Origin of the sequence: Neolewinella maritima (assembly GCF_923081025.1) — a bacterium.
GTDB classification, from domain to species: Bacteria; Bacteroidota; Bacteroidia; order Chitinophagales; family Saprospiraceae; genus Neolewinella; species Neolewinella maritima.
Window position 1 is genome coordinate 133,734 of sequence record NZ_CAKLPZ010000002.1, and the last position, 22,515, is coordinate 156,248.

A 22,515-nucleotide genomic window follows, 5' to 3' on the forward strand; every position below is an offset into this window, starting at 1 on the left:
ATCGCTAGTCAGCAGCCCGTTTGCCCGCCAGGTAGTCGTAGTGGGATCGATCGGCCCGACCGCGGATTACCAGTTGCTCCGGCAGCGGCAGCAGCTCGTCGTACTCCCTGTGCATCTCCGCCAGCAAGGCCCGCGCCCGCTCCGGCTCGGTAGTCAGCAGGTTGTGCTGCTCGCCGGGGTCGTCCTTCAGGTTATACAGCAGCGTATCGTGGGCCGCCACGGCCTTCATACCGGGTGAGCCGGCGTAGCCTGCGTACGGTAGTTTCACCTTGTAGTCGCCGTGGCGGTAGGCCCGTAGCTCGTTGGCGTAGATGTAGAGCAGCCCCCGGTCTTCCCGCTCACCCGTGCCCTCCAGCACGGCGGTCAGGTCGCAGCCGTCGATGGGCCGGTCCGGAGGCAGAGTAGCTCCGCTGATAGTGGCGAAGGTGGGCATCCAGTCCATCTGCGTAGCCAGGTCCTCGTATACCCGCCCCGCCGCGATCCGTGCCGGCCAGCGCGCTACGGTAGGTACCCGCATGCCGCCCTCGAAGGTGTACTGCTTACCCTCCCGCAACGCACCCGCGCTCCCGCCATGATCCTCCATGACAAGCCACGGCCCGTTGTCGCTGGAGAACACGACGAGGGTATTCTCAGCCAGTTGCAGCGAGTCCAGCACCCGCAGGACCTGCCCTACGCTCCAGTCGAGCTCCTGCACGACGTCGCCGTAGAGTCCCCGGTCGGAGCTACCCACGAAGTCCGGCGACGCGTAGAGCGGCACGTGCGGCATGTTGTGCGCCAGGTAGAGGAAGAACGGCTGCCCGGCCCGGTCGCGGATAAAATCGAGCGCCCGCTCGGTGTAGGTGCGCGTCATATAGCGCTGGTCGACGTCGAAGGAGTCTACTTCGTTACCGCTCAGGTACACGGCGCTCTCCATATCGTTGCTGTACGGCATGCCATAGTAGCTATCGAAGCCCTGATTGAGCGGCAGGTAGCGCTCCATGTGCCCCAGGTGCCACTTGCCCACCATACCGGTGGCGTAGCCCAGGGGCCGGAGTAGCTCGGCAATGGTCACCTCCTCCGGCGGCATGCCCGTGAAGCTCTCCGGGAAGAACACCTGGTTGATTCCCATACGCACGGGGTAGCGACCGGTCAGCAGGGCGGCGCGCGAGGGCGAGCAGACGGCGGAGGCCGAGTAGAACTCCGTAAACTTGATGCCCTCCGCGGCCAGCCGGTCGATGTGCGGCGTAGCGATGTCGGTGGCCCCGAAACAGCTCAGGTCGCCGTAGCCCAGGTCGTCTACGAAGATGTGGATGATGTTAGGGGGCGGGGCCGCAGGTGCGGTGTCCTGGGGAGAGGTGCAGGCCGAGAGGAGCGGAAAAATGGCCAGGAGCCAGGGGTACCACGACTGATTCATGCACTTAAAGTAAGGCACCCCGCCAATTCACCGCACCCCAAAGCGGTACACCGTCTGCGTCGAGTACACCTGTCCCGGTAGCAGTACCGTCGACGGGAAGTCTGGCTGATTGGGCGAATCGGGGAAGTGCTGGGTCTCCAGGCAGAATCCGCTGCGGTAGGTGTAGGCCGTACCGCCCTTGCCGATGTTGGTGCCGTCGAGGAAGTTGCCGGTATAAAACTGTACGCCCGGCTCGGTGGTCTCCACCTCCAGCGTGCGCCCGCTCGTGGGCTCGTACACCGTAGCGACCTGCCGCATCCCACTGCCCGCATCGTTCAGCACGAAGTTGTGGTCGTAGCCGCCACCGAATGCGATCTGCTCGTTGTCCGCGTCGATGCGCGCTCCGATGGGCGTGGGCGTGGTGAAGTCGAAGGGCGTACCCGCTACCGGGCGCAGCTCCCCGGTGGGGATGAGGGTACTGTCTACGGGGGTGAAGGTGTCAGCGTCGAGCAGCAGCACGTGACCGAGCACGTCTCCCCGGCCGGCCCCCCGCAGGTTGAAGTAGGAGTGGTTGGTGAGGTTGACGGGGGTAGCCTTATCCGTCTCGGCGCGGTACTCCAGAAGGAGCTCGTTAGCGTTGTTGAGCCAGTAGGTGACGGTCACTTGGAGGTTTCCGGGATAGCCTTCCTCGCCGTCGGCGCTGCTGCCAGTCAGGGATACCCCCACCCGATCGGCCTCCCGTAGTATGGTGGCCGTCCAGTACTTGCGGTTGAATCCCCGCAGTCCGCCATGCAGACTATTGGGTCCGTTGTTGGTGGCTAGGGTGTAGGTCTGTCCGTCGAGACTAAAGCGACCGTCCGCGATCCGGTTCCCGTAGCGCCCGATAAGTGCCCCGAAGTAGGGGTACTCCCCCAGGTAGCCGGCGATGCTGTCGAAGCCCAGCACAACGTCGTCCACTACACCCTGCCGGTCGGGCACCCACAATTGGGTGATGATACCGCCGTAGTTGATAACGCTCACCTGCATGCCCTGCCCGTTCGTCAGGGTATACTCCGTGACCGGCCCTTCCTCGGTAGCTCCGAAAGGCCGCTGCGCGACGGTGAGGCTGGTAGCAGACTCCCTACCGGCAGAGACATTTTCGTCCGTCGGGAGTGCCGATCTACAGCCGATCAGAAGGATAGTAAGTAGAACAATGATGTAGTGCATTCCGGTCCGTTTGGGGTACAGGAATGTACTGAGCTTACCGCATAACGGCCAAACCTTACTGTACTGCCTACAGGCTCCACGACCGTCCCCCCACGCTATCCAGCGGGATACACCCGTTGTAGGCCCCTGGTACCGGATCGTAGTTCAGCACCTCGGTGCCGATCGTTTCGGAGCTGAGGTAAGCCCACTGCGCCATCGACTTGAGCGAGCGGTAAAAGCCCACCGGGGGTTGCTCACCTACGGCCGTGCCCCAGACCTGCGGCTGGTAGCGGGGGGCCAGGTTTTCAGCGGCGATGAAGAGCTCGCCCCGCTGGCTCTCGTCCAACTCGTAAAAGGCCTTACCGTACTTGGTGCGGGCCCCGTCGTCGAATTCCAGGATACCGGCCTGCATGGGTGATGGGGTATCGCCCGCGGGACTGTTCACGCCCATCACGCGGTCGATGAATACGTGTACGTTGACATCGAGTCCGCCGGGCGTATCCGTGCGCGGCAGCAGGGTATCGACGTAGGCGGTGACGAAGCGGGCCTCGTCCGGGGTGAAGTACTGCGGCTCCCAGTCCAGGGGGTCTTCCCGGGCGCAGGACTGAAGGAGTCCCACCAGGGTCGGGGCAGTGAGGGTAGCGCCGGCCAGCCAGCTGGCCTGGCGGAGGAGTGCTCTGCGGTTCATCATCAGATGTTGCGTTTGTTGAGCTCGGATACGGCGTGGTCGGCCGCCCGGGCCGTGAGGGCCATGTAGGTGAGGGAGGGGTTGACGCAGCTCGAGGAGGTCATGCAGGCGCCGTCGGTGACAAAGACGTTCCTGGCCGCGTGTACCTGGTTGAAGGCGTTGAGCACCGAGGTCTTCGGGTCGCGGCCCATGCGGGCGGTGCCCATCTCGTGGATGCCGTAGCCCATCTCGTGGCGGTTGTTGAAGCCCACGATATCCCGCAGGCCTACGCGTTCGAGCATCTCTACGGCATCTTCCTGGATCTGGTCGTTGAGGGCGTGCTCGTTGGCGCCCCACTCTGCGTCGATGGCCAGGGTAGGCTGATCCCACTTGTCGCGCACCGCGTCATTGAGCGTCACCTTATTGCTATGATAGGGCAGGCACTCGGCGAAGCCGGTGATGAAGAACTCCCAGGGGCCGGGCTGCAGCAGCTTTTCCTTATAGTCCGCCCCGTGGCCCTCCAGGTTGTTGTTGCCGGTGCGCCCGCCGCCGCCCTGGAAGCCGAAGCCGCGCACGAATTTGTCCGACCGGGACTGCTCATCCACGTTCCAGTAGCGCGGAATGTAGATACCATTGGGCCGCCGGCCGCTGTAGTACTTGTCTTCGAAGCCATCCACGGTACCCACCGCGCCGATGCGGTAGGTGTGATCCATCAGGTTGTGGCCGAGCTCGCCGCTGTCGTTACCCAGTCCGTTCTCGAAGCGCTTCGAGGTGGAGTTGAGCATGATCTGCGTACTGCCGAGGGCCGAGGCGTTCAGGAAGATCACTTTGGCTTTGTAGTCTACGGTCTCGCCGGTCTCCGAGTCGATCACGCGCACGCCGGTGGCCGTACCCTTGGTATCGTCGTAGCGCACCGACTGGGCGATCGAGAAGGGCCGGATCGTGAGCTTGCCCGTCGCGTGGGCGGCCGGTAGTGTAGCGGCATTGCTGCTGAAGTAGGCGCCGTACGGACAGCCCCGGCTACAGCGGTTCCGGTACTGGCACTTGCCGCGGCCGTTGTGCGGCACGGTCAGGTGGGCGCAGCGGCCGATGATGAGGTGGCGACCGGCAAATTCCTTTTCCAGCCGGGCCTTTACGTGTTTCTCCACGCAGTTCATTTCCATGGGGGGCAGGAAGTGGCTGTCGGGCAACTGCGGCAGCCCCAGCGGCGCGCCACTGATGCCGGCGAATTTCTCCACGTAGGTGTACCAGGGTGCGATGTCGCGGTAGCGGATGGGCCAGTCCACCCCGTGCCCGTCGCGGGCGTTGGCCTCGAAGTCGAGGTCGCTGAGCCGGTAGGTCTGCTTGCCCCACAGGATCGAGCGGCCGCCCAGCTGGTGGGCGCGGATCCAGAGGAAGGGTTTGACCTCGGTATAGGGGTTTTCGCGATCGTTGGCGTGGAAGTGCTCGGTATCCTTACCGATGAAGCCGGAGCGGATGCTCTTGTAGTGCTTGTCGCGTTCCTCGGGCGTGAGGCCGCCGCGCAGGTCCATGTCCCAGGGGTCCAGGTTCATGGTGGGGTAGTCCTTGACGTGCTCCACGATGCGGCCGCGCTCCAGGACCAGGGTACGCAGGCCCTTCTCGGTGAGCTCCTTGGCCGCCCAGCCGCCGGAGATGCCGGAGCCGACCACGATCGCGTCGTAGGTCACGGATTTATCGGCATCGATGTTGAAGTTGGCCATAGGGTCAGGTGGGTTGAGGAAGGCATTAAGATAAAGGTCTCATCGGATTCCCGCAGACACTGGCTGCGTACTAGCTTTACGTATCCCTTCCCCGCCCGTAAATCACCCCACCGTGCCGCGCCTTCTTACCTGCTGTCTGCTCCTAGTCTGCGTGCTGTGCCTGCCCCGTGCCGCCAGCAGCCAGTCCAGCCCCCCGCCCGCCATCCTGAGCCTACAGCAGCAGGCCGAGCTTCACGACGCCTGGCTGCAGGAGCGCGCCACCACCGTACTGCCCGCCCTGATGCGCCGCGCGGGTATCGACATGTGGCTACTCATCAGCCGGGAGTACAACGAGGATCCCGTACTCACCACCATGCTCCCCAGCAGCTGGATGGGTGCCCGCCGCACCACCATGCTGCTCGTGTACGACCCCGGCGACGGCCAGCCCCTGGAAACCCTGGCCTGCGCCCGCTACGACGTCGGCGAGGTATTTAAAAAAGCCTGGGATCCGGACGCCGAGCCCGATCAGTGGCAGGCCCTTACCGACCTCATCGCATCCCGCGCGCCCCGCAAGATCGCCGTGAACCGCAGTGCCGACTTCGGACTGGCCGACGGCCTCACCGCCGAGCACTACGCCCAACTCCAGACCTACCTGCCCGAGCCCCTTGCTGAGCGCATCGTGAGCGGCGAAGAACTCGCCATCGGCTGGCTCGAGACCCGCATCCCGGCCGAGCTGACCGTATACCGCCACGTCATGCAAGTGGCCCACCACATCATCGCCGAGGCCTTCAGCAACCGCACCATCATCCCGGGCGTGACCACCACGGAGGAGGTCGTCTGGCACCTGCGTGAACGCGCCCGCGCCCTCGGTCTGGGTATCTGGTTTCACCCCACGGTAGATGTGCAGCGGGCGGAAAACCAGGAACTTTACGCCTTCAGCGAGCGGCCGGGGGCTACGGTGATTCAGCCCGGCGACCTGCTGCACTGCGACTACGGCATCACCTACTGCGGGCTCAATACGGATACCCAGCACAATGCCTACGTGCTGCGGCCCGGCGAGACGGAGGCCCCCGCCTACCTGCGCGACGCCTTCGGGAAAGGAAAGCGCGTGATGGATATCCTGACCGGCCACTTCCAGACCGGCCGCACGGGCAACGAACTGCTGGCCCTCACCCTGGCCCAGGGCCGGGAGGAAGGTCTGCAGCCCACCGTCTACACCCACCCCATCGGCTACCACGGCCACGGGGCCGGCCCCACCATCGGGCTCTGGGACCAGCAGGAGGGCGTAGCCGTACGCGGCGACTACCCCGTCTACCCCCACACCGCCTACAGCATCGAGCTCAACACCCGTGTCCACCTACCTGAATGGGACAAGGACATCCGCATGATGATGGAGGAGGACGGCTACTGGGACGGCCAGCAGTTTCGCTACATCGATGGTCGGCAGCACGCGCTCTACCTCATTGAGTAGGCGCTAGGACAGCCCGGCGATGAACCAAGCAAGGGGATGTAAGCTTTGCTCTGGTACACCGTACCACGCTGGTTTTTCGACCACCGATCGCATGGCTACTTCCCTTTAAATCCGTCCTGCTTGGATCTTCTCATCGCCTTACTACTCGGCGTGGCGGCTGCTGCCGGCGCCGTACTCCCCCCGGGGATGCTCAACCTATCGGTGACCGCCACCAGTCTACGGGCCGGGCCGCGGGCGGGTTACTGGTACGTCGGCGGGGTCGTGACGGTCTTCCTCGTGCAGGCCTCGGTAGCGATCGTCGGCGTCAACTACCTGCGCAGCAAGCCTGATATCGTCGAGCTCCTCAGCTGGTGGGCGGTGCCGGTGCTGATCTTCCTGGCAGTGTTCTTTCTCATCAAGTACCTCCGCAAGCGCTCCGAGGGGCAGCTGGACGAGACCGCGCCGGGTGAGGAAGATATCCGTCACCCCTATGTACAGGGCCTGAGCGTGAGCCTGGTCAACTTCCTGGCCATTCCCTACTTCTTCGCCATCGGCAGCTGGCTCATGATCCAGGGCATCCTCTCCCCCGCCGTAGTCGCCAAGATCAGCTTCGTGGCGGGCGCGGTCGCCGGTGCGGCGCTCATTCTCGGAGCCTACGCCCGCAGCGCCGAATGGGTCGATGCCCACGCGCACATCATCACCCGGCACATTCACCTGGTGGTGGCAGTGGTATTCGGCGTACTGGCGGGCGTGCAGGGCTGGCGGGTGTATGGGGGGTAGTTCTGTAGTTCTAATACCCCGGATTCTGCTCCAACGCACCCTGGCTCAGGTCGATCTCCGACTGGGGGATGGGGAATAATTCATTCTTGTTTGCGGTGAACTCAGGCCGCAGAGGCTGCATCACCTCGGCCGCGCGGCCGGTACGTACCAGGTCGAACCAGCGCTGCTGCTCCAGGGCCAGCTCGGCGCGGCGCTCGCGGTATACGGCCTGGCGTAGGTCGCTCTGGTCGGTGGTAGACACATCAGGCAGTACGTTGGGGTTGTTACCGCGGGCGCGGGTGCGGACCTGATTCAGGTAGACCAGTGCCTGCTCGGACTGACCGATCTCGTTCAGGGCCTCGGCGGCAATGAGCAAGAGATCGGCGTAGCGGAGTATGCGGATGTTGCCCGGCCCGTTACCGTTGCCGCCGGGGTGGTCGGGTACGAAGGCCTTTTGGTTATAGCGTTCGCCCTGGATGTTGGGGTTGTCCTCCACGATCGCGGAGCCGTCGGGCAGTACTTCGCCGACGTACAGGATGGTCGCGTCCCGGCGGGGGTCGCCGGCTTCGTAGGAGGTGACCAGGTCGTCGCTGGGCCGGTTGAACCCCCAGCCCAGGTTAGGCGTGCCGCGTACGCCCTGCACCTCGTTGTACTGGGAGCCGCCACCGCCGATCTCGAAGGCAGCCGCCTGCACTTCGAAGATGGTCTCGCTACTGTTCTCCCCCTCCGGCGTGAATATTTGGGTGTAGCTGGGCAGTAGGCTATACTGTCCGCTATTGATCACCTGCAGGGCCAGGTCAGCGGCGGCCTGGAAGTCCTGGCGGGTCAGAGTCACCTTGGCGAGCATGGCCGTAGCCGCGCCGCTAGTGACCCGGCCTACGTCGACGCCGCTGTAGGAAGCAGGTAGTACATCGGCCGCGGCGCGCAGGTCTGCCTCGATCTGGGCGTACACTTCGTCGCGGGCCGTGCGGGGGATCTCGAAGTCCGTAGGAAAGGGCTCCAGGATCAGGGGTACGTCACCGAACCAGCGCACGAGATTAAAGTAAAAATAGGCCCGCAGGAACTGCGCTTCCCCGATCAGCCGGCTGCGGAGGGCTTCGTCCATCTCGGGCACGGCGGGAATGCGATCGATGGCCAGGTTGCTGCGAAACACCCCGGTGTAGTAGCCCTCCCATACCGTGGCGGGACCCACATTGGTAGCCGTATAGGTGAAGTCGTCGATCTCCTGCAGGAAGAAGCCGTCCGAGGGGGTGCTGCCCTTATCGGAGTCGTCGCTAACGATATCGGTCATCCCGATGAAGCTGAACACGTGCGTCTGCCACTGCCGCAGCTGATTGTATACGGCATTGACGGACTGTACGGCCTGCTCCTCGGTCTGGAAGAAGTTCTCCAGCGTGTATTCGCCCTGCGGCGTGCGGTCGATCACGTCGGTACAGGATAGGGTCAGCACGAGGACCACGACACCGAAGTAGCTGAGTAATGATTTCATGGTAGATAGGCTTGCCCGGTGGGGGGGGGGGGGGAGTTATTAGAAAGATACGTCGATTCCGGCGGTGATGGTGCGGGCGATGGGGTAGACCGTGCCGCGGTCGATGCCGTTGTCGAATACGGTCCCGTTGTAGATCTCCGGGTTGTAGCCCGAGTAGTCCTGGGAGGTGATCAGGTTCGTACCCGACACGTACAGCCGCAGCGACTGCAGCCGCAGCCGGTCCGTCAGGGCCGAAGCGAAGCGGTAGCCCAGCGTGACGTTGCGCAGGCGCAGGTACGAGCCGTCCTCTACAAAGCGGGAGGAGAGGGTCTCGGTGTTCTGTCCGGAGATCGTGATCCGGGGCTCGCTGTTGCTGCTACCCTCCCCGGTGAAGCGGTTCAGCGCATCCACCTCGTAGTTGTAGGCGCCGAAGCGGGCCATCTTCTTGGCGTTGATGACCTCGTTACCGAACTGACCGGTGAGGTCGAAGCTGAACTCGAAACCGCGGTAGGCCGCCGAGCCGTTGACCCCCAGGATCATATCGGGGATGGCCGAGCCCAGGGCCACCCGGTCTTCGGCGGCGGTGATGCGGCCGTCCCCGTTCTGATCCCGGAAGCGCAGGTCGCCGACCTGCTGGCTGCCGAGTTGGGCAAACTGCGTGAGCTCTTCCTCGTTCTGAAACACACCGTCCAGCTCGTAGCCATAGAAGGTGCCCGCCGCGAAGCCCGCGCGGGAGTTGGTGCCCAGCTGACCGCCGATGCCGAGGCCGCCCCCAAAGAGGTCGCTGCCCCGCCCGTCTACCTTGAGCACTTCGTTGTGGACGAAGCTGACGTTGCCCCCGAGGGAGTACGTGAAGGCCTGGGTACGCTGCCGATAGCTCGCGCTCAGGTCCACTCCGCGGTTGAGTACCTCGCCGATGTTCCGGACCGGGGCATTGGCGCCGATGTAATTCGGGATGGGCGCGGCGTAGAGCACTCCGTCGGTCACCTTGCGGTAGTAGTCAGCCTCTAGTACAAACTGATCATCGAACAGACCGATCTCCACGCCGATATCGCTCTGCGTGGTTTCTTCCCAGCGCAGGTCGGGATTGGCCAGTCCCGTGAGGGTAGAGCCTACGACCAGTACCGGCTCCCGGCCGAATACAGCACCCGCGGTACTCGATACCCGCGGTACGTAGGCGTACTCCCCGATGCGGTCGTTGCCGGTCTGCCCCCAGCTGGCACGCAGTTTGAGCCGGCTCACGGCGCTACCGTCGGGCCAGAAGGCCTCCCGCGATACGTTCCAGCCTACGCCTACGGAGGGAAAGAAGCCGTAGCGGAAGTTTTCCCCGAAGCGGGAGGAGCCGTCCACCCGGCCGGATACCGTGAGCAGGTAGCGGCCGTCGTAGGTGTAGTTAGCGCGGCCCAGGTAGGAGACCAGGCCCCAGTCGCCTCCATCTACGCCCCCGCTGTTGACGGCCGTGGTCGGGTCGCCGCTATTGAGGTAGAAGAAGGAAGGATCCTCGCCCACGAGCCGCTGCCGGGCTCCGCGGATGAACTCACCGAAGTTGTCCTGGTAGGTGACGCCCACTACCCCATCCAGGGCGTGTACTCCGAAGTCCTGATTGTAGCTCAGGGTGTTCTCCCAGAGCCAGTTACGGCGGTAGGAGGTGCGGCTACTGAAGTCGCTCTCCTCGTTGCGTTGGATGGTACTTACTTCAAAGACGGGCGTGAAGCGGCGCTCGCGGTCGTAGTCGAAGTCGAGCCCGAAGTTGGTGCGGAAGGTGAAGTGCTCCAGGAAGCGGACGTCAGCGTAGGCATTACCCACGGCCCGGTAGGCGCTGCGCTCGTCGTTGGTGTAGAAGATGGTCGCGGCGGGGTTGCCGGTACTACCGAAAATGGCCGTGTTACCGAAGTTACCCAGCGAGTCGCGCACCGGCGTAATGGGGTCGGAGCGGTAAGCCCCGCCGATCACGCCGCCGGCATCTATCCGGTCGGCGGTATTGAAGATGAGCGATAGGTTGCTGCCGATGGTGAGCCAGTCCTTCACCTGCCGGGTGTTGTTCAGGCGGGTAGTGAAGCGCTCGAAGGTGCTGCCCTCGATAATGCCGTCCTGCTTGAAGTAGTTGGCACTTACGTTGAAGGAGCCCCGTTCGCCACCGCCGGTGAAGGACAGGTTAGCGTTGTAGATGGGCGCGGTACGGAAGATGACGTCCTGCCAGTCGGTGCCCTCCCCGTACTGCTCCGGGTCGGCGAAGCGGGCCGCACGGCCCTCGTTCACGTCGGCCTCGTTGATCAAGGTGGCGTACTCCGTGGCGTTGAGCAGGTCGATGGTGCGCACCACCTCCTGGGAGCCGGCGTAGACGTTGAGCGTGACCCGCCCGGCACCTGCGTCCCCGCCCTGCTTGGTGGTGATGATGATGACCCCATTGGCGCCCCGTGCCCCGTAGATGGCCGTGGCCGAGGCATCCTTGAGCACCGAAACGCTGGCTACGTCCTGCGGATTGAGGAAGGAGATGTCGCTGAGGATCATCCCGTCGACCACGAAGAGCGGATCGGCGTTGTTGAGCGTGCCCACGCCCCGGATACGGAAGATGGCGTCCGCCCCCGGCGCGCCGGAGCTGGGGATGATCTGCAGCCCCGCCACCTTGCCCTGTAGCGACTGGCCCAGCGACTGAGTGGGAATGTCCGTAAGGTCTTCCGAGCTCACTACCCCTACGGCACCGGTCAGATCGTCCTTCTGCTGCACGCCGTAGCCGATCACGACCACCTCCTGCAGCAGTTCGGTGGCCTCCCCGAGGGTGACGTCGATGACCGTACGGCCCGCGATGGCGACCCGCTGCGGCCGGTAGCCCAGGTAAGAAAAGGCCAGACTGTCACTGCCGGCCGGCACGGATAGCGAGTAGTTCCCGTCGAAGTCCGTAATGGTTCCGGAAGACGTGCCGATCGCCTGTACGCTCACCCCGATCAGGGGCTCGCTGCCATCGGTGACCGTACCGGTGATGGTAGTCTGGGCCACTAAGCAAAGGCCCCAGAAAAAAGCAAAGGCGGTATGAAGTACGCGATACATGGGGTAGTATTTGGTAGAATAGCAGTCTGAGCAGGGCGGGGCGGTTAGTCAGCCAGCCAGCCGCCGGTAAAGCCGGCCCGCTCCAGCCCGCGCCGGATGTAGGGGTTTTTGGCCATCAGCTTCCACACCAGCTCCGAGCGGTGGTTCTCGAGCTGGATCAGGATCGGGCCCTGGTCGATGCCCAGGTAGTCGATATCGTACCAGCCGCCCGTATGCCCGTCGAAGGTGTAGGTCGGGTTGAAGGCATCGCGGAAGCCGTAGCGACCCACCAGGCTGTCGTACTGGGTGGTCCACATATGCTCCAGGGCCGCCAGGCACTCTTCGGGGGCGAAGGGCACCGAGCCGCCGGCTGCCGTGGGGGCGATCGTACCGTCGTCCACGACATGGCGGGCCGATGCACCGCGGGCGCGGTAGCCGAAGAACTTGAGCGGCCGGCCGTCGATGACCGTATCGAGGCCGCCCGGACCATCGCAGGCCGTCAGGCCCCACTGCCGGGGTCCGTAGCCGGCGAACTCGCCGGGGTTGTCAATGCAGTAGGCGCGGTTGGCCAGGGTGGCCAGGCGACTGTTTTCGAAGTAGTCGCTGTCGTGCTCACGCATGTAGTCGTCCTGAATGCCCCGAAAGTCGATGTACATCTGACTGTACTGGTGGCCGAACAGCGGCGAGAAGTTCAGGTGTTCGTAGCCCTGGAAGTCGGCCCATTCGTAGCCGTCCGTCCAGCGCTGCCAGGCATCGTCGGGTAGCGGGTGGGTGGGAGAGCCCAGCCCCAGCACCAGCAGGATCATGGCTTCGTTGTAGCCCTTCCACTGGGCGGGGATGAACTTGCGGTCCGGTCGCCAGCCCATGCTCATACGGCCCTCGTCGTTCAGGCTCCAGTCCCACTCCACGCGGCGGTAGAGCTGGTCGGCTAGCTCGCGAATGCGTCGCTCGCGGTCGGTATCCGCATCGAAGTAGCTCTGGGCCGACAGGATGCCCGCCATGAGCAGTCCGGTATCGATGGTAGACAGTTCCACCTCCTTGAAGCGCAGGGCCTGGTCATTGGTCAGGAAGTGGTAGAAGAAACCCTTGTAGCCGGCCACGCCGGTCATCGCGGGGCCCTGCGGGAGGGTCCAGAGCTGTTCCAGGGTCAGCAGGGTACGCTCGGCGGCTTCGTCGCGGGTCACGTAGCCGCGTTCTACTCCCACCAGGTAGCTGGTGAGGCCGAAGCCCGTAGCCGCGATGCTACTGAAGTTCTCCGTAGGCCAGCGGTCGGGGATCTGGTAGTTGCCGGGCAGGGCCGTCTCCCAGAAGTAGTTGAAGGTGCGGCGCTGCAGCTCGTCTATGCTGAAGGCCGTGGTGTCGGTAACTGTACCGCCCGCACCGTCGCTCACGGCCCGTCCGCCACCCCCGGGGGGTGACTGACAGGTCGTGAGCAGGGCGAGGAGCAGGACAGCCAGTGCGCGCATGGCCTAGCGTTTGACGACCATCGAGCGGGCGATCAGCCGGCCGCTGCGGTCCTGGGCGGTGAGGAGGTAGGTACCGGTCGGTAGGCCGTCGAGCTCCCACTGCACCTGCGTGCGCGCCCCCTGTACCTGGAGCTGCTCGACCTGCTGGCCCAACATATTGGTGAGGACGAAGCGGGTGGCTTCGAGTGGGTTCTCGATCGTGAGCTGGCCGTTGATGGGGTTGGGGTATACCCGCAGGCGCTCGATGGTCACGGGGGCGAATAGGCTGACCAGGTCGGCACAGTCTCCACCGCCTACGGCGATGTCGTCGAAGTAGTGGGTGAGGTTCTCGGCGGGCGTCTCCGTACGGTTCATGATCAGGGTGATACGGTCGTACTCCGCTCCGTCGGGCAGGCTGCTCATGTTGAAGGTGAGCTCCTGCCACTCGCCGGGCGTGGTGTAGTCCGCGGCTACGTCACCACTACCCGGTGCCCCGTCGCGCCCGGCTTCGAGCTTGAAGACGACCGTGCCGGCCACCGACATCCAGACCTTCATCGTGACGTTCTTGTTGGTTGCCGATAACTGGATCGGAGCTTCGAGGTCGGCGAACATACCGGCGAACTCCTCCCCATCATTCGCTTCTTCGAACACGCCCACACGAGCACTGGTGTTGATGCCCGTGGTATCGGGATTATCGATGATCATGAATTCAGCCTCCGATAGGGCGCCGTTGGCGAAGTACTGCCAGTCGCTCACCGTGTAATCCTCGTTGTCAAAGGTGGTGATGCAGGAGCTCACGTAAGCCGCCCGGGTAAACCGGATGTCGTCGATGTAGTAGGTGTTGGCCGTAGCATTATCCGTACCGGCGCCGAAGAAGAGTACCAGGCGGGTGTAGCCGCCGTCGACCGCATCACTAAAGTCGACGGTATAGGTCGACCAGGCGTTGGTGGTGTCGATATCTACGAAGCGCTCCACATCCGCCCCGGTACCGCCTTCGAGCTTAAAGAGCAGTTGGCCCTCCACGGGGGCCCAGACGGTGGCCGAGAACTGGTTGCGCAGGCTCAGGTCCAGCCCCACCGAATCGTAGTCGATGACCAGGGCGTTGAAGGCACCGGGGGGATCCTGGAACTCACCCACGCGGGTACTCTGGTTGGGGGAGTCCGGACCGGCGTCCGGATTGTCCACGGCGGTCAGTAGCTCCGCGCCGAGGCCGTAGGTGGCATTGCGCTGGCACTCGAAGTCGTCGACAATACTAGGGTCGGGCTCTACATCCACACAGGCGCCTACGGTACTCTGCCCCTGCACGAGGTTGTCAAAGTAGTAGGTACTGGTGCCGGTGGTGTTCGGCGCGAAGATGAGGTTGATCTGGGCAAAGTCGGTCACGTCCTCAAACTCCTCGAAGTTGAAGCTCAGGGTCGTCCAGGTGGAGGCCGCGCCCGTGGTGGCCTCTACGTTCTTGGGTCCGTCACCGGCGCTGACGAGCTGCATGATGATCGTGGTATTGGCGTCGGGCGACCAGACGTCCAGGTTCAGCTGGGGGTTACCCGTCAGGTCGATACCGGCCGGCAGGGTGGTCGTGAGGGTAGACAGCGAGCCGCTACCGCGTACGTAGCTACCTACGTTAGCGCTGGTGTTGCCCGTCATGTCCGGATTGGCGATGACCGAGAAGCTGCCGTTCAGGGCGGCATTGCCGTTCAGGGGTCCCCAGCTCAGGCTGGCACCGTCCTCGAAGTCCTCGATGGCCTCTACCGGCGGGGCGGGCTTACGGACAATATCATCGATGTAGTAGATGTCGCCCTCGGTGTCCTCTTCACCAATGTTGAAGAAGAACACGATCTTACGGTAGTCCCCTCCGGCGGCGGCGCTGAAGTCCTGGCACACCTCGATCCACTGCTCGGTCTGCTCCTCGGAGATTTCGGTGCCCAGCTCTACGGGAGCGGAATTGCCCTCCAGCTTGAAGCGCAGTTCGCCGGCCACGGGGGCCCATACCTTCATGCAGATCTGACTGTTGGTGCTCAGGTCCAGCTGGTCGTCGTATTCGGCCACCAGGGCTACGAAGGGTCCGTTCTGGTCCGTGTACTGTCCTACGCTATCGCTGGTATTGATGCCGCTCTTATCGGGATTCACGATCACCTCCAGGTCATCGAAGCCCGCCCCGTAGGTCGCGTTGCGCTGGCACTCGAAGTCGTCGATGATGCTAGCGTCCACTACGGTACCCGCGCAGGGCCCGGCCGGACTCACCGTCAGGTTATCGAACAGGTAGGTATCGGCACTCGCCTCCACGCCGTCATCGAAGAACAGGATCACCCGTCCGGCCCGCAGCGTAGTGGCCACGCTGCTGAAGTCGAAGGTATAGGTGCGCCATGCGTTGGCTACGGGGATGTTCTTGGTCATCTCCACGCTGGGCCCGTTACCATCCAGCTTCATGATGAAGCTGGTGGCCGCCCCGGCGTATACCTGGATCGTAAAGCGGTTATTTGTCGACAGGTCCAGCGAATCGGCAAAGGTGCCCGTAAACAGGCTGAAGGCGTGCTCGCCACTTTTGGTGTAGGAGCCTACGTTGGGACTCAGGTTAGGGCCGATACTGTCCTGGGGATTGTCCACCACCCCGTTATACGTGCCGTTGCCGGCTACCCAGGTGATACCGGAGTCGGTCTCGAAGTCTTCGAGCACTACGGTTTGTCCGTACAGGCCCAGGCCCGCACAGCAGAGAATAAGGAGTAGAAGTCGTTGCATGATCGTGTTGTTAAGGTTAGTTAGTGTGTAAGGGCAGCGCGCGCGAGGTCTCCCCGTTCGATAGCCGCAGGTAGTACAGGCCGGCAGCGGGGCGGGGCCGCAGGTGCAGGGGGATGCGCTGCGCTCCGCGCGCAAAGCCGGTGGGGGCCAGTAATTGCTCCAGCACGCGGCCGTGTGCATCGAGCAGGTCTACGGAGAGCGTCTCGGGCTCCCGCAGGTCGATGGATAGCGTCGTGTGCGTGAAGGCTGGGTTGGGGTACAGCCGGGGTGCTGCGGTCAGGAAGTCCGGGGCAGTGACTACCGAAGTGGTCGGCATGGAATCCCGCACGAAGCCGATAGCGTCCAGGGCCGGGGCGATCTCCGGGCTGGACATGAACAGCTCCCACAGCAGTCCGCTGCGGTAGTTCTCGATCATGACCACGATGGGGCCCTGATCGATGGCCAGGTAGCTATCCGCGTACCAGTTGCGCTCCTCATTGTAGGCGTCGTAGAAGCCGAAGCGGCCCCACATCCGGTCGCCCCGTTCGCGGTAGAAGTACTTGAGGGCAGCCATGCTCTTTTCCGGGGTGTAGGGCATGCTGCTAAGGGCGGCGGTAGGCGTGAGGGTGCCGTTGTCGGTCTCCTGATTGTCGGGCGCGTGGGCCTTGTAGCCGTCCGGATCGTCACTAGCGGTGAGCCCCCAGGCCTCCGGGCCATAGCCTGCGTAGTCATAGGGGTTCTCTACGCAGTGCGCGTAGTTGATCAGGGTCTGGTTGGTGTTACGCACGAAGTAGTTCGTGTAGCGGTCGCGCTTGTCCCGCGGATCGAAGCCCAGGTAGCTGTAGTGGGTGAAGAAGAGCGGCCCGCCCTTGCCCCGGCCCACTAGTAGCGGGATACCGTAGTAGCTGTTGGTGGTGGTGTAGTTGTCGCCCGCCCAGCCGGTGTGGTAGAGCGAGGCCGGGATGCGGTGGCTAGCGTCCGGGGCGGCCGCCGCCAGGATGTAAGTGATCTGAACCTCGTTGAAGCCGCGCAGCGGCAGGTTGATGGCGAACGCGTTGGTGGGCGACCAGTGCCAGTACAGCACGTCTTCGGCGGTCTGCTTGCGGTACCAGTTCCAGTCCACGGCCTTCCAGATGGTGTTTATGTTGGTGCGCAGGGCTACTTCCGCCTCCGCATCCCCGGCAAAGTACTGCCGCGAGGTCAGCAAACCCTGGATCAGAAAGGCCGTCTCGACGAGGTCCCCCCCGTCATCCAGCGCACTGAAGGGAATGACCGCTCCCGTACCACCGTTCATCCAGTGGGAAAACGCCCCCTGAAAACGCGGTACGGTCAGTAAAAAGTCGACCATTTTAGTTGTTCGCTCCAGGGCCTGCTCCTGGGTGATAAAGCCCCGCTCGGCCCCCACGATCAGCGCCATGAGCCCGAAGCCGCTCCCGCCGGAGGTGACCGTGGACGTAGTGTTGCGCTCGCGGGCCAGGCCCGACACCGGGTGGCCGAAGTCGTAGAAGTAGCGCAGGGTGTAGTCCTGTACCATATCCAGCAGGGCCTCGTCGCTCAGCTCTTCCGTGCGGGCCGTCACGGTATCCGACGGAGCACCTAGCGCACCCGTCCGCGTCACCACCCGAGTGAAGTAGCGCGTCGTGACGTCGAAGTCGCCCACAAAATCGATGTAGCCGTTCTCGGCCAGGCTGCCCGTGCCCAGTTGGGCGAAGTCAGCCTCCCCCCGGCTACCGAATACGCGGACGCTGCGGGCGGCGGGATCCACCACCTGATCCCACCGCAGCTCCACGTGGTGGTCGTAGCCCGTGGCGGTGAGCCCGCTCACGGGGCCCGCTTCCTGGGCGTGCAGGAATAGTATGCACGGGAGCGTGCAGCAGAGGGTGAGCAGTGAGCGGAGGGCAAGGGAAGGGTTCATGTACAGGATCAAAAGGGCTAGCCGCTTATCGGTTATCCCAGAGCAATGTACTATTTTACCCTACCAAACTACAATTTACTCCCCCCTTTTTAAGTCCTGGTCTACGCCAGGCCCTGTAGGTACTGGTTCAGACTATCGTTGCTTTCCAGTCCCAGTTTCTTCCGCAGACGGTAGCGCTTGTTCTCGATACCGCGGACTGAGATTCGCAGCAGCGGAGCGATCTCCTTGCTGGGTAGATCCATGCGTAGGTAGGCCGCTAGTTGCTGCTCTCCGGTGGTGAGCCTGGGGTGTGCCCTGCGCAGGCGGGCCAGGAATTCGGCGTGTACCTCCGTGAAGTGCGACTCGAAGATGGCCCAGTCATCTTCGTTGTTGAGGTTGCGGTCGATGGTGTGCAGGATCTTCTCCGGGCTTTTGGCCAGGCCGCCCTGGCGGCCAAACTGATCCAGGTCTTCCTTCAGCCCCAGCAGCATCTCGTTCTTTTTTGCCAGGGTCAGGGTAGTGTCGGCCAGTTCCTTAGACTTCTGGTGTATGTCGCGCTCCAGCTGCTCGTTGCGGGCACGCATCCGCTCCTGGGCCAGCTCTTTTTCCCGCTTGGCTTCCAGATCGGCCGCCTGCTGCCGCAGTCGGCGCTGGTGCAGTTGCAGTAGCAGGTAGGCACATCCCAGCAGGGCCATCAGGTATACCATGTAGGCCCATACCGACTGGTACCAGGGCGTCGGTATCGTGAGGGGTAGACCGGCCGCTATCCCGTACCAGTCGGCCTCCACCTCGAAGTGGTAGTCTCCCGGAGGCAGGTTGGTGAAGTCTCGGTGGCTCGTAGCGGTCCACTCCGACCACTCCGCATCGAAGCCCAGTAGCCGGCTCCGGTACTGCACCGCACGGTCCAGTAATGGCAGGGCAAAGTGAAAGCAGATGCCGTGGTCGTGGTCTTCGCGCCGCACTAGTAGGTCCGGCACCTGCGTCCCCGCCCGCTTTATCCCACCCAGGGCGAAACCCTCCTCCAGTCCGAAGAGGTAGGTACCGTCCGCCAGGGCGACGATCTGCGGATCGGGACGGTGTAGCTTGATGGGATAGGAGATCATCAGTTCGCTACCCCGGTAGGCGGTCAGGCGATCTCGATCGGCTACGAACCAGTCCGCGCTACCCGCAGCCCCCGGCAGGAAATACCGACCGGTTTGGTGGGCTACCCCCCGGAAGGCGGCCAGGGGCATGAAGGTGCCGTCGATATAGTTGTAGCAGGTATCCTCCGTTTGCACCAGCAAGGTATCTCCAAAGTGGGTGGCCAGGGGACGGATGAGATCGGGGGTACGGATAGTATCTACCGCTACGACGCCAGACCAGTCTTCGGTGAGGGTGATCCGGTAGGCGCCCCGCGAAGGGTGCAGGGCGAGCAGATCACGCGGACCGGTCGGTATCAGCGTACGGACGGCCTCGCTCAGTCCCAGCATATTGCTCGTCGGCGGGGCCTGGTTACTCGCCAGATCGACCTGGTAGAGGCCCGTATAGGTAGCCTGCAGCAGGCGGTCGGGCTGACGGGGCACGGGGATGCTCTGCCAGGTTCCCGAGTGTCTGCTAAGCCAGTTGACGGACTCACCGTCGATCAGTGCGCTACCCCAGTTGTGCCCGCAGAGCAGGCCCCGGTCCGTAGGGATCAGCTCCCAGACCTGCCTGGCCGCCTGCTGAATAAGCTGAAAGGTATCCACTCCCGGAAGCAGGACGAACAATCCCTGATTCGTACCCACATAAAAATTATCTCCGTAGGCGGTGGCCGCCGTCACTCCGCCCATCGGCTGATTGGACTGGCGGTAGTAGCGCAGGGGTTCGCTGCGCATCACTACGTCCAGTCCGCGCTCGAGGGCTACCCAGAGGTCGCCGCGCTGGTCCTCGAAGAGGTTCAGTACGGTGTTGTTGCTCAGCCCGTTGTCGTGACTGAGGTGCCGTAGCAACTCCCCGGCAGGACTGAACAGGTAGAGCCCGTTGCGGATGGTTCCTACCGCTATGGTACCGTCCTGCAGCTCGATCACGCGATTTACCTGCTGGCGGTCTAGCGCGCGGCTAGCCTGGGTAGACCATTCACTCAGGCTTTGCGCCGCCCAGTCGTAGCGCAACAGCTTGTTGGCGGTAGCGATCAGGGTAGTGGCCCGGTCACCGGTGATGTCGATGATCAGCTCACCGGGCGGTTTGGCTCCCGGCAGCAGGGTATACGCCAGGTCGGGGGCTACGGCGATAAGGCCGAGTTCGTTGACGGGTAGCAGCAGACTGTCGCCCAGGGGGTGTGCGTAGAGCGCAACGCCCAGGTCAAACCTGCGCAGGCTATCCCCGGCGTAGTAGAACAGCTCCGTGAAGCTCTGGAAAACGACCGTCCCATCGGCCAGCAATTCGATGTTCCAGATCTCCTCCACTTCGGCGTCCGTCTCTACGCGGTCGGAGAGGGAGACGTAATCCAGCAGCTGCCCCTCGCGGGTGGTGAAGTAGCCAAATTCCCCGTAGCCGCCCGTGTAAAGGCGGTCCGTGTGGTAGACCGCTGCACGCACGATGGGCCGGCCCGGTAGCTGATAGGTCGTCCAGTTCTGCCCGTCATACTGCAGTACCCCTCCGGAGTTGGCTACGTAGAGTAGTCCCTCGGGCGACTGAGCGACGTCCCAGTTCTGCGCCTCCGCCCCGTACTGCTGCGGACCGTAGTGCACTACACGCGGCAGAAGATGCTGGGTGGGCAAAGCAGGGGCCTGCTGGCCGAGGAGGGCTACAGCGGGAACAAGTAATAACACGTATACCAGGAGAAACACGATGACCGACACTATGAAGGGAGGGGGGTAAGATACGCCGCCCCGGCCGCCGCCTCAAAACGTCAGGTCGCGCAGCCGGTCCATATAGCCGCGGCTGACGCGCACGGTTTGCCCGTTGAGCATCACCAGATCGTAGCTCTTGCCGTAGCGGTGGGCCTCGCGGATCTTACTGATGTTGACGATACTCGAGCGGTGCACCCGCAGGAAGGTGGCAGGGTCCAGCTTCTCCTCGATGGACGAGATGCCGTAGCTGCTGTGGTACACATCGTCCGCGGTGTGCAGCCGGCAGTAGTCGCCGTCCGCCGCGATCCAGATGATGCAGGCCGTAGTGAGGGGGACCAGTTTCCGGCCCTTACTGACCAGGATGCGCTCGGGGTAGGTACCGCTGCCCGCCAGCAGGCTCTCGGCCAGGGGGGCGGCCGTGTTCTCGTCCCGCTCGAAGTTCAGCTTGCGCATCGCCCGGCTAAACCGCTCGCGGGTGTAGGGCTTCAGCAGGTAGTCCACCGCGTGTACCTCGAAGGCTTCCATCGCGTACTGGTCGTAGGCCGTGGAGAAGATGACTCGCGGCAGCTCCGCCAGGTGGGTGAGCACTTCGAAGCCGGTCAGCCCCGGCATCTTCACGTCCAGGAAGACCAGATCGGGGTGGTAGGTATTGCAGAGCCGCACAGCGTCTACGCCGTTATTCGCTTCGTCCAGGATCACGAAGTCCGGATATTCCGCCAGGTACTCCCGCAGCAGTTGCCGCCCGGCAGCCTCGTCGTCGATGAGCAGCACCTTTTTCATATCGCAAACTGGATCACGAGACCGCGGGGGGTATTGTCCAGTATTTCAAGCACCGAGCCGTACATCTTCTCCAGTCGCATTTTGGTATTGGTCAGACCTACCCCACGGCCGATCAGGCCGTGCTTATCCACCGCCCCCACCCCGGTATCGGCGATGCGAAAGTGCAGCCGCTCACCCCGGGCAAACACGTCGATCGTGATGCGGCCGCCCTCCAGCAGCGACGCCAGGCCGTGCTTGATGCTGTTTTCTACCAGGGGCTGCAGGAGCATGGGGGGTATTTTGCGGTCCAGCAGCTCCGGTGCTACGTTGATGTCTACCAGCAGGCGGTCGCCGAAGCGCGCGTGCTCCAGGTCCAGGTAGGTAGTTACGAACTGCAGCTCATCGGCCAGCGGCACCAGGTCCGCCTTCGTGGCCCGCAGCTGGTAGCGGAACAGGTCGGAGAGCCGCGACACCATTTCCCGCGTCGTCTCGCTGCCCGGCGGCAGACTGGCATTGATCGTATTGAATACATTGTACAGGAAGTGCGGATTGAGCTGCGCCTTGATCGCCGCCAGCTCGCTCTTCAGGGCGGCTTGCCGCAGCTCTCCCTCCACCTTCAATTTGCGCTGATTTTCCCGCATATTCACGTAGGCGAAGTAGCAGCCGAACTGAAACAGCAGCACGAGCCCCGGTATGTAGAGGTCCCACACGCCGTTCGTACCGTCCAGGTGCCAGCGGCCGATGGAGTCGAGGTAGCGGTAGCGAAATTCCCGCACCAGGTAGATCACCGCGGGCAGCAGTACGATCACCGCCGCGATCTGTAGCCACTGCGACCGCCGCCGCAACGCACGGATCGCCACCCACCAGATCAGCAGCGAGGCCACGAAATACTGACTATACTGAAAGCCGGCATTCCACCAGTAATCCCGCGGTGAGCGTATCTCCGCCCAGGTATCGTCACTATAGGGGCTACTCAGGTATTCCAGCACCACGTGGTACAGCAGGGAGAATACGAAGTAAAAGGCCAGCAGTCCCAGCAGTTCCTTACGGGTGAAGTATGTTTTAGTAGTATACATAGGAGGGCGCGTGCGCAGGGGCGGAGCTTGGCAAGTCCCAAAGCTACTAAAGTCAGCCGGGCCCCGGCCAGTGAATCAGACGAACGGCCCCATAGCCCGCCGAACGGCCCGCCGTTCACTCAGCGGATCATAGGACCACCCGACGGGAATCGCTGGATCTGCCTGCTGCAGGGGCATACTTTGGGTAT

General features: G+C 63.3%; 14 protein-coding genes. 2 read left to right on the forward strand and 12 right to left on the reverse strand.

Annotated elements, in window-relative coordinates; all coding sequences use genetic code 11:
* Nucleotides 1–4: 4 nt before the first annotated feature.
* The 4 genes from MJQ68_RS08965 to MJQ68_RS08980 all read right to left on the reverse strand — a co-directional run bounded on the left by MJQ68_RS08965 (nt 5) and on the right by MJQ68_RS08980 (nt 4,945).
* The gene (locus MJQ68_RS08965) at nt 5–1,393 is read right to left on the reverse strand and encodes a sulfatase family protein (RefSeq protein ID WP_238750706.1); all 1,389 of its coding nucleotides are present in this window, start codon (nt 1,391–1,393) and stop codon (nt 5–7) included.
* Between the two features lie 27 nt (nt 1,394–1,420).
* Nucleotides 1,421–2,578: an aldose epimerase family protein gene (locus MJQ68_RS08970; RefSeq protein WP_238750707.1), complete on the reverse strand. Its 1,158-nt coding sequence runs from the start codon at nt 2,576–2,578 to the stop codon at nt 1,421–1,423.
* Between the two features lie 67 nt (nt 2,579–2,645).
* Nucleotides 2,646–3,248 carry a gluconate 2-dehydrogenase subunit 3 family protein gene (locus MJQ68_RS08975; RefSeq protein WP_238750708.1) on the reverse strand — a complete coding sequence of 201 codons (603 nt, stop codon included), beginning with the start codon at nt 3,246–3,248 and terminating at the stop codon, nt 2,646–2,648.
* Complete coding sequence (locus MJQ68_RS08980; protein ID WP_238750709.1) at nt 3,248–4,945, reverse strand: GMC oxidoreductase; 1,698 nt, start codon at nt 4,943–4,945, stop codon at nt 3,248–3,250. Before MJQ68_RS08980 ends, MJQ68_RS08975 begins: the two co-directional genes overlap by 1 nt.
* Before the next feature lie 112 nt (nt 4,946–5,057).
* Here MJQ68_RS08980 and MJQ68_RS08985 point away from each other — a divergent pair, with 112 nt between their 5' ends.
* Together MJQ68_RS08985 and MJQ68_RS08990 are read left to right on the forward strand one after the other, a co-directional pair.
* Nucleotides 5,058–6,395, forward strand: coding sequence for a M24 family metallopeptidase (locus MJQ68_RS08985; RefSeq protein WP_238750711.1), 1,338 nt, complete (start codon nt 5,058–5,060; stop codon nt 6,393–6,395).
* A gap of 120 nt (nt 6,396–6,515) precedes the next feature.
* Nucleotides 6,516–7,154 (forward strand): LysE family transporter, encoded by a 639-nt coding sequence (locus tag MJQ68_RS08990; RefSeq protein ID WP_238750713.1) that lies wholly within the window; start codon nt 6,516–6,518, stop codon nt 7,152–7,154.
* Between the two features lie 10 nt (nt 7,155–7,164).
* Here the strand turns inward: MJQ68_RS08990 and MJQ68_RS08995 are convergent, their stop codons facing one another.
* The 8 genes from MJQ68_RS08995 to MJQ68_RS09030 all read right to left on the reverse strand — a co-directional run bounded on the left by MJQ68_RS08995 (nt 7,165) and on the right by MJQ68_RS09030 (nt 22,327).
* Nucleotides 7,165–8,622, reverse strand: a complete 1,458-nt coding sequence (locus MJQ68_RS08995; protein ID WP_238750714.1) for a RagB/SusD family nutrient uptake outer membrane protein — start codon at nt 8,620–8,622, stop codon at nt 7,165–7,167.
* Between the two features lie 39 nt (nt 8,623–8,661).
* Nucleotides 8,662–11,649 carry a SusC/RagA family TonB-linked outer membrane protein gene (locus tag MJQ68_RS09000; protein ID WP_238750715.1) on the reverse strand — a complete coding sequence of 996 codons (2,988 nt, stop codon included), beginning with the start codon at nt 11,647–11,649 and terminating at the stop codon, nt 8,662–8,664.
* Between the two features lie 44 nt (nt 11,650–11,693).
* Entirely contained in the window at nt 11,694–13,094 is a 1,401-nt protein-coding gene (locus MJQ68_RS09005; RefSeq protein ID WP_238750717.1) for a glucoamylase family protein, read from the reverse strand.
* A gap of 3 nt (nt 13,095–13,097) precedes the next feature.
* Entirely contained in the window at nt 13,098–15,809 is a 2,712-nt protein-coding gene (locus MJQ68_RS09010) for a T9SS type A sorting domain-containing protein (protein ID WP_238750718.1), read from the reverse strand.
* A 16-nt stretch (nt 15,810–15,825) separates the two neighbouring features.
* Nucleotides 15,826–17,703, reverse strand: coding sequence for a glucoamylase family protein (locus MJQ68_RS09015; RefSeq protein WP_238750719.1), 1,878 nt, complete (start codon nt 17,701–17,703; stop codon nt 15,826–15,828).
* A gap of 101 nt (nt 17,704–17,804) precedes the next feature.
* Nucleotides 17,805–20,471: a triple tyrosine motif-containing protein gene (locus MJQ68_RS09020; protein WP_238750720.1), complete on the reverse strand. Its 2,667-nt coding sequence runs from the start codon at nt 20,469–20,471 to the stop codon at nt 17,805–17,807.
* A gap of 72 nt (nt 20,472–20,543) precedes the next feature.
* Nucleotides 20,544–21,272, reverse strand: coding sequence for a LytR/AlgR family response regulator transcription factor (locus MJQ68_RS09025; RefSeq protein WP_238750722.1), 729 nt, complete (start codon nt 21,270–21,272; stop codon nt 20,544–20,546).
* Nucleotides 21,269–22,327 (reverse strand): sensor histidine kinase, encoded by a 1,059-nt coding sequence (locus MJQ68_RS09030; protein ID WP_238750723.1) that lies wholly within the window; start codon nt 22,325–22,327, stop codon nt 21,269–21,271. Before MJQ68_RS09030 ends, MJQ68_RS09025 begins: the two co-directional genes overlap by 4 nt.
* Nucleotides 22,328–22,515: the final 188 nt, after the last annotated feature.

What these genes read in the sequence shown, in the direction of transcription:
- MJQ68_RS09000 (WP_238750715.1), bottom strand. Translation starts at nt 11,649, where the DNA reads ATGTATCGCGTACTTCATACCGCCTTTGCTTTTTTCTGGGGCCTTTGC.
- MJQ68_RS09030 (WP_238750723.1), bottom strand. Translation starts at nt 22,327, where the DNA reads ATGTATACTACTAAAACATACTTCACCCGTAAGGAACTGCTGGGACTG.
- MJQ68_RS09025 (WP_238750722.1), bottom strand. Translation starts at nt 21,272, where the DNA reads ATGAAAAAGGTGCTGCTCATCGACGACGAGGCTGCCGGGCGGCAACTG.
- MJQ68_RS08995 (WP_238750714.1), bottom strand. Translation starts at nt 8,622, where the DNA reads ATGAAATCATTACTCAGCTACTTCGGTGTCGTGGTCCTCGTGCTGACC.
- MJQ68_RS09010 (WP_238750718.1), bottom strand. Translation starts at nt 15,809, where the DNA reads ATGCAACGACTTCTACTCCTTATTCTCTGCTGTGCGGGCCTGGGCCTG.
- MJQ68_RS09005 (WP_238750717.1), bottom strand. Translation starts at nt 13,094, where the DNA reads ATGCGCGCACTGGCTGTCCTGCTCCTCGCCCTGCTCACGACCTGTCAG.
- MJQ68_RS08975 (WP_238750708.1), bottom strand. Translation starts at nt 3,248, where the DNA reads ATGATGAACCGCAGAGCACTCCTCCGCCAGGCCAGCTGGCTGGCCGGC.
- MJQ68_RS09015 (WP_238750719.1), bottom strand. Translation starts at nt 17,703, where the DNA reads ATGAACCCTTCCCTTGCCCTCCGCTCACTGCTCACCCTCTGCTGCACG.
- MJQ68_RS08980 (WP_238750709.1), bottom strand. Translation starts at nt 4,945, where the DNA reads ATGGCCAACTTCAACATCGATGCCGATAAATCCGTGACCTACGACGCG.
- MJQ68_RS08970 (WP_238750707.1), bottom strand. Translation starts at nt 2,578, where the DNA reads ATGCACTACATCATTGTTCTACTTACTATCCTTCTGATCGGCTGTAGA.
- MJQ68_RS08965 (WP_238750706.1), bottom strand. Translation starts at nt 1,393, where the DNA reads ATGAATCAGTCGTGGTACCCCTGGCTCCTGGCCATTTTTCCGCTCCTC.